Below are 738 nucleotides of genomic sequence, written 5' to 3'. Positions count from 1 at the left end.
CATCAGTAAAATCCGCCCTTATGAAACAGGACAAGCCAGCCTGCTGTCGAATAAAGCGGTGTACATCGGCGATGCCAATCCTGCACTGGTGGGAAAAACCATAGACGGCAAAGTTGCGCCGCCTGAGCTGATCGCTGCGGTACAAGCGGGAAAATCCTGGGAGGACACGCTGTTTGACGCAACACTGAACACCAGCATGACGCGCATTTTCGTACCAGTCCGCATCGGTGCCAGCAGCACGCCATGGTCGTTTGCGATCAGCGTACCGGAAGATAAAATCCTCGCTGAAGTCAGAAAGCTGCGCAATCTGTCCATCCTGATTGGCCTGATCAGCGTAGCCGTGGTGTCGGCGATGTTGCTGTATGTGGTGAATAAACTCATCATCCGTCCGCTCGGTGGCGAGCCGGACACTGCCGTTGAAATCGCACGCCGGGTGGCTGAAGGCGATCTGACTACCCAGGTCAGTCTGCAACGCGGCGATCAGCACAGCATGCTGTATGCGCTGCATCAGATGCAGGAGCAGTTGCGCGGCATCGTTGCCGATATCCGGGTCAGCAGTGAATTTGTCTCAGACGCCTCAGGTGAAATTGCTAAAGGCAATCTGGATTTGTCACAACGCACAGAAAGTCAGGCTGCATCGCTGGCAGAAACCGCCAGCAGCGTCGAGCACATGCATGAAACCGTGCAAAACAATGCCGCCCACGCGGAACGCGCACGTCAGCTCAGTGTGGAAGCAGC

The 738-nt window shown here is 56.0% G+C and carries 1 protein-coding gene; it reads left to right on the top strand.

Annotated features, from left to right (window positions below):
* The coding region (locus KDM89_RS19220) for a methyl-accepting chemotaxis protein (RefSeq protein WP_369123600.1) at positions 1 to 738 on the top strand (738 nt) is incomplete at both ends.

The sequence above is a fragment of the Cognatundibacterium luofuense genome (assembly GCF_018139685.1).
Lineage (GTDB): Bacteria > Pseudomonadota > Gammaproteobacteria > Burkholderiales > Burkholderiaceae_D > Undibacterium > Undibacterium luofuense.
Note: the sequence above shows the minus strand (reverse complement) of the source record. Positions and strands in the feature narration are given on the sequence as shown.